The sequence below is a fragment of the Pseudomonas sp. F8002 genome, from assembly GCF_013385495.1.
In the GTDB taxonomy this organism is placed as follows: Bacteria; Pseudomonadota; Gammaproteobacteria; order Pseudomonadales; family Pseudomonadaceae; genus Aquipseudomonas.
In genome coordinates, this window is record NZ_JACAPW010000011.1 from 93,199 (window position 1) to 99,409 (window position 6,211).

Annotated in this window: 6 protein-coding genes; all 6 read right to left on the reverse strand. The window is 61.2% G+C overall.

Annotated elements, in window-relative coordinates; all coding sequences use genetic code 11:
- Nucleotides 1–82: 82 nt before the first annotated feature.
- Entirely contained in the window at nt 83–913 is an 831-nt protein-coding gene (locus HX811_RS09905; RefSeq protein ID WP_003219385.1) for a zinc-dependent peptidase, read from the reverse strand.
- A 6-nt stretch (nt 914–919) separates the two neighbouring features.
- Nucleotides 920–1,576 (reverse strand): DedA family protein, encoded by a 657-nt coding sequence (locus HX811_RS09910; RefSeq protein ID WP_008436520.1) that lies wholly within the window; start codon nt 1,574–1,576, stop codon nt 920–922.
- A gap of 240 nt (nt 1,577–1,816) precedes the next feature.
- On the reverse strand, nt 1,817–2,275 hold the full coding sequence (locus HX811_RS09915; protein WP_003219389.1) for an N-acetyltransferase: 459 nt from the start codon (nt 2,273–2,275) through the stop codon (nt 1,817–1,819).
- 92 nt (nt 2,276–2,367) lie between these two features.
- Nucleotides 2,368–3,216, reverse strand: coding sequence for an ethanolamine ammonia-lyase subunit EutC (gene eutC / locus HX811_RS09920; RefSeq protein WP_177045734.1), 849 nt, complete (start codon nt 3,214–3,216; stop codon nt 2,368–2,370).
- Complete coding sequence (locus HX811_RS09925) at nt 3,213–4,607, reverse strand: ethanolamine ammonia-lyase subunit EutB (protein ID WP_177045736.1); 1,395 nt, start codon at nt 4,605–4,607, stop codon at nt 3,213–3,215. Before HX811_RS09925 ends, eutC begins: the two co-directional genes overlap by 4 nt.
- Before the next feature lie 64 nt (nt 4,608–4,671).
- Complete coding sequence (gene eat / locus HX811_RS09930) at nt 4,672–6,120, reverse strand: ethanolamine permease (RefSeq protein ID WP_008436523.1); 1,449 nt, start codon at nt 6,118–6,120, stop codon at nt 4,672–4,674.
- Nucleotides 6,121–6,211 lie beyond the last annotated feature (91 nt).

Below are 6,211 nucleotides of genomic sequence, written 5' to 3' on the forward strand. Positions count from 1 at the left end.
CCCGTAGTTGGCCATGGAACATGGCCGGATTGGCCTAAAAGTGGCGGCGATTATAGGCATATTCTGACGCCGATGCCATGCGTCAGACGTCGTAGGGCGCTTGGCGTTCCGTCTGATACCGCACGTCGCCGGCCTGCAGTTGGTGCAGGCGCGCCAGGGGATCCTGACGGTAGAAGTGGCTCAGTTGCTCGTACACCTGTGGATAACTGCTGACCAGTAAATCCGGGGCACTGAAGAAATATTCGCTGGTGACGGCAAAGAACTCGGCCGGGTTTTCCGCGGCGTAGGGGTCGATGGCCGTTTCGGCGTCAGGGTTGCGGTCGAGCTGGCGGTTGAGGTCGTCGAAGGCGCTTTGCATGACGCTGGCCCATTCCTGCACGCGCATGTCGTGGTGCAGGGGTGGCAGGCCGTTGGCGTCGCCGTTGAGCATGTCCAGCTTGTGGGCCAGTTCGTGAATGACCAGGTTGTAGCCTTCCCAGTTGCCGCTGGCCAGTACGCCGGGCCACGCAAGGATCACCGGGCCCTGTTGCCAGGCTTCGCCGCTGTGCTCGCCGTCCCACTCGTGCTCCACGCCGCTGGCGTCGCGATGGCGCTGCGGGCTGAGGAAGTCGTCGGGGTACAGCACGATCTCGTGGAAGCCCTGGTACCAGTCGAGGTCGCCAAGGTTCATCAGCGGCAGCTGTGCCTGGGCGGCGAGCAGCAGGCGCTGTTCCTGGTGCAGTTCGACGCCGGGCAGGGCGGTGAGGTGTTTTTCGGCGAGGAACACCACGCAGGCTTCCCGCAGCCACTGGTCTTGCTCGGCAGTGATGCCGTCGAGGAACGTCAGGTGATGGCGCACCCGCTGCCACGTTTCATCGGCAATCGGGTGCTTGGCCAGCAGGCGCCGGCGACGCCAGGCGCTGAGGGACCACATCGCAGGTTACTGCGGCTTGGCTTCGGTGGAATTGCGGCCAAAGCGGCTGCGGAACACACCGATGATCATCGGTACCAGCGACAGCAGGATGATGAACACCACCAGCAGCGACAGGTTTTTCTTGATGAACGGCACGTTGCCGAAGAAGTAGCCCAGGGTTACCAGGCCGCCGACCCAGAGGACGGTGCCGAACACGCTGAAACCGAAGAAGCGCGGGTAAGGCATTTTCGCGATACCGGCGACGAACGGCGCAAACGTGCGCAGGATCGGCAGGAAGCGCGCCAGGGTCACGGTTTTGCCGCCGTGCTTGTCGTAGAAGTCGTGGGTTTTTTGCAGGTAGTCGCGGCGGAAGATCTTCGAGTTGGGGTTGCTGAACAAGCGTTCCCCGGCCGTTCGTCCGATCACGTAGTTGGTACTGTCACCCAGGATGGCCGCGAGCATCAGCAGGCCGCCCAGCAATATCGGGTCCATGCCGCCGCCCGCTGCAACAGCGCCGGCGATGAACAGTAAGGAATCACCCGGCAGGAAGGGCATGACCACCAGGCCGGTTTCGCAAAAGATAACCAGGAACAGAATGGCGTAGATCCACACTCCGTAGTTTCTCACCAGCATGTCGAGGTACACGTCGAGATGCAGGATAAGGTCGAGCGGGTTGAAATCCATGGAGGGCACCTGTGTGAATGGCCTGGCTCAGCGGGCCTGTGCGGAGGCTTCGGGTAATAAGGGCTACAAGGTAGTGGCGTATTTCTTACGACCCTGAAAGGTCCGCATTATACGGATAGAGTTGTGAAAAGCGTGCTGGTTTTGTAGCGGGGAATGTCGCGAAAGCGATCTGATTGTAGACACAGCGTCAGTGTGGGAGGGGGCTCCCACAACAGATGTATGAGGTTTGGTTAATAGTTGTCAGTCATCGCTGATCGCAAGCACGTAGTTCTTGAACTCGGTGTCTTCCCGAAAACCGATGGACTCATAGGTTTTCTGCGCCACCTGGTTGTCGCTGCTGGTGGACACACGCAGGCGCACGGCTTGAGTTTCCTTGGCCATCTTCTTCGCGGTACGCATCAGGTTGTCGGCCACCAACTGCCGGCGTGCGTCTTCGGCGACGTAGATGTCGTTGAGGATCCACACCCGCTTGAGGGACAACGATGAAAAGCTTGGATACAGCTGGCAAAAGCCAAGCAGTTTCTTGTCGTCATCGTCGGCCAGCGCCAGGTAGATCACGGACTCCTTGCGGCGCAGGCGTTTTTCCAGGAAGGCGCGGCTCGAATCAGGAAACGGCAGCGCACCGTAAAATTCGCGGTATTTGACGAAAAGCGGGGTCAACAGGTCCAGGTGTTCCAGGGTCGCTTGAGTAATCCGCATGCCAGGCCTCAACTTCCAAATGGGGTATGACCACACAAGCGGCCGTGTCTCGATGCTGCCTAAAGCAGAGAAAAAGCGCAATCGTGCAGGGATCAGTCCTTCGGTGGGCTGAGCAGGAAGTTTCCTTTCATCAGATTGGAATCATCCGACTCGAGGGTTTGTACCTGCGCTTCATCCTTGAGGTTGACCCCCGACAACTGCCGGCGACAGGCCTCCCGCATCAAGTAAAGCAGGCGGTGAGCGGCCATGCCGTAGCTCAAGCCTTCCAGGCGCACATTGGAGATGCAGTTGCGGTAAGCGTCAGTGAGGCCGACCTTGGGGTTGTAGGTGAAATACAGCCCCAGGCTGTCCGGCGAGCTGAGCCCCGGCCGCTCGCCGATCAGGATCACCGCCATTTTTGCCCCGAGCAACTGGCCGACTTCATCCGCGACGGCGACACGGCCCTGCTCCACCAGAATCACCGGTGACAGCGACCAGCCTTCAGCGTGGGTTTGTTCCTCCATGCGTGTAAGAAAAGGCAACGTATGTTTATGCACCGCCAGGGCCGACAAGCCATCGGCCACCACCACCGCCAGGTCCACGCCGCCGGGGTTGGCTTCGGCATAGTCCCGCAGGGCCTGTGCCGATTCATCACTGAGGCGGCGCCCAAGGTCCGGGCGTTGCAGGTAGCTGTGACGGTCGACGGCGGCGCTGTGCAGCAGCAGGCTGTCGCGGCCACGCTCCGCCAATTGGCTGCTGAGCCCTGCATGATCAAACGGCAGGTGTACCGCGTCGCGGGCCTGGGCATGGGCGAACTGGAAATCCAGCTGCGCGCCGGTAGGCATGCTGGTGCCGGTGCGGCCCAGGGCAATCCGCGCCGGGGTCAGGCGCCGCAGCTCAAGCCACGGGTTGTCCACGTTGTTTTCCGGGGTGTCGATGTGCACGGGCGGTTCCTTCTTCATCCCAGTTGCGCCAAGGCGTGGCGGAATGCCGGTGGCAGGCTGTTGCCGAAGTGCACCTTGCCGTCGGCTTGCGTGAAGATGCCCATTTTCGCCAGCCAGTGTTCAAACTCCGGTGCCGGCTTTAAACCCAATGTTTGGCGGGCGTACAGCGCGTCGTGAAATGAAGTGGTCTGGTAGTTGAGCATGATGTCGTCGGAGCCCGGGATGCCCATGATGAAGTTGATCCCGGCCACGCCCAGCAGGGTGAGCAGGGTGTCCATGTCGTCCTGGTCGGCTTCGGCATGGTTGGTGTAGCAGATGTCGCACCCCATGGGCACGCCCAGCAGCTTGCCGCAGAAGTGGTCTTCGAGGCCGGCGCGGATGATCTGCTTGCCGTTGTACAGGTACTCGGGGCCGATAAATCCTACGACCGTGTTCACCAAAAACGGCTTGAAATGCCGGGCGACGGCATAGGCGCGGGTTTCGCAGGTTTGCTGGTCGACGCCAAAGTGTGCGTTGGCCGACAAGGCGCTGCCCTGGCCGGTTTCGAAATACATCAGGTTTTGTCCGAGGGTGCCGCGGTTCAGGCTCAGGCCTGCGTCGTAGCCTTCCTGCAGCACGCTCAGGCTGATGCCGAAACTGGCATTGGCCGCCTCGGTGCCGGCGATCGACTGGAATACCAGGTCCAGCGGCACGCCACGGTTGATGGCTTCGATGGAGGTGGTGACGTGGGTCAGCACGCAGGCCTGGGTCGGGATTTCATAACGCTGGATGATCGCGTCGAGCATTTCCAGCATCGCGCAGATCGAGGCGATGCTGTCGGTGGCCGGGTTGATGCCGATCATGGCGTCGCCGTTGCCGTAGAGCAGGCCGTCAAGAATGCTCGCGGCGATACCGGCCGGCTCATCGGTGGGATGGTTGGGCTGCAGGCGGGTGGACAGGCGCCCGCGCAGGCCCATCGTGCCTCGGAACTGTGTGACGACGCGGATTTTCTGCGCCACCAGTACCAGATCCTGCACGCGCATGATCTTCGACACGGCGGCGGCCATTTCCGGTGTCAGCCCGGGCGCCAGGGCGCGCAGGCTCTGTTCGTCGGCCGCGTCGCTGAGCAGCCAATCCCGCAAACCCCCGACGGTCAGGTGGCTGACCACGGAAAACGCCTGTTTATCGTGGGTATCGATAATCAGCCGGGTGACTTCGTCGCTTTCGTACGGGATCAACACTTCTTCAAGAAAGTGCTTCAACGGAATATTGGCCAGGGCCATTTGCGCCGCGACCCGCTCACCGTCGTTCTGCGCGGCAACACCGGCGAGGAAATCCCCGGAGCGGGCCGGGCTGGCCTTGGCCATCACGTCCTTGAGGCTGTCGAAGCGGTAGGTCAATGCACCGACCGCGTGGGAAAAGCTTGCCATACAGAGTCTCCTTGTCGACGCGGGCTGAATGTGAGTAAAGCGCCCGCGTCGAGGTTTATGGCAGTTAGTGCAAGGCGGCCTCTGCGGCCTGGATCGCCGCAAATTCTTCTTCCGGCGTGCCCGCTACCAAGTGATGCCGACTGTAGAAAGCAAAGTAAGCAATTAATACTCCATAGATGATCGCGGCGCCAATCACAACGCGCGGATCCACCAGAAAGCCCGCCACAACAGCGATGCAGGCCAGTACCAGGGCGACGCCCGAGGTGAAGATGCCGCCCGGAGTACGGTAAGGGCGGTCCATTTTGGGGCGGCGGATGCGCAACGTGATGTGCGCGGCCATCATCAGCACGTAGGAAATGGTTGCGCCGAATACGGCGACCAGGATCAGCAAATCGCCTTGGCCGGTCAGCGACAGGCCGAACCCGATGATGCCGGGGATCACCAGGGCCAGTACCGGTGCCTTGCTTTTGTTGGTCTGCGACAGCTTGCGCGGCAGGTAGCCGGCGCGGGAGAGGGCGAAGATCTGCCGGGAGTAGGCGTAGATGATCGAGAAGAAGCTCGCGATCAGCCCGGCCAGGCCCACCAGATTGACGAAGTGGCCCATCCACGTGGAGCCGCCGTAGGCTTTGGACAAGGCTTCCACCAGCGGATTGCCCGATGCCATCAACGCGTAGGCGCCAGCACCGCCGGGGGCGATCACCAAAATCAGCAGGGCGAAGCTGGTCAGTACCACAATGGCGCCGATCAGGCCGCGAGGCAGGTCGCGTTTGGGGTTCTTGGTTTCTTCGGCGGCCAGGGGCACGCCTTCGACCGCCAGGAAAAACCAGATCGCATAGGGAATCGCCGCCCACACGCCGACATAACCGAAGGGCAGGAAAGTGCTGGCGCCCTTGGCCTCGGTCACCGGGATGTCCAGCAGGTTGGCGACGCTGAAGTGCGGCACCATCGACACCAGGAATACACCCAGGGCAATCGCGGCGACGGCGGTAATCACAAACATCAGCTTCAGCGCTTCACCCACGCCGAAGATGTGGATGCCGATAAAGATGATGTAGAACGCCAGGTAGATCATCCAGCCGCCAATGCCGAACAGCGACTCGCAATAGGCGCCGATAAACACCGCGATGGCGGCGGGGGCGATGGCGTATTCGATGAGGATCGCGGTGCCGGTGAGGAACCCGCCCCAGGGGCCGAACGCGCTGCGGGCAAAGCCGTAGCCGCCGCCGGCGGTAGGAATCATGGAAGACAGTTCGGCCAGGGAGAAACACATGCACAGGTACATGGTGGCCATCAGCAGTGTGGCGAGGAACATGCCGCCCCAGCCACCCTGGGCCAGGCCGAAGTTCCAGCCGGCGTAGTCGCCGGAGATGACGTAGGCAACACCGAGACCGACTAATAGTACCCAGCCGGCAGCGCCTTTTTTCAGTTCCCGTTGTTGGAAGTATTCGGTGCCGACTTTTTCAAAGTCGACGGAAGACCCGGACGCCGGAGCGCCATTCGGTTCGCTGGGCATGATGGAATCCCTTTCTTATTGTTTTATCCCGGCTTACTTAAGTAAACCGAATGAGTAGCAAGGTCTTGTGAAGATCAAGTGTGGGAGCGGG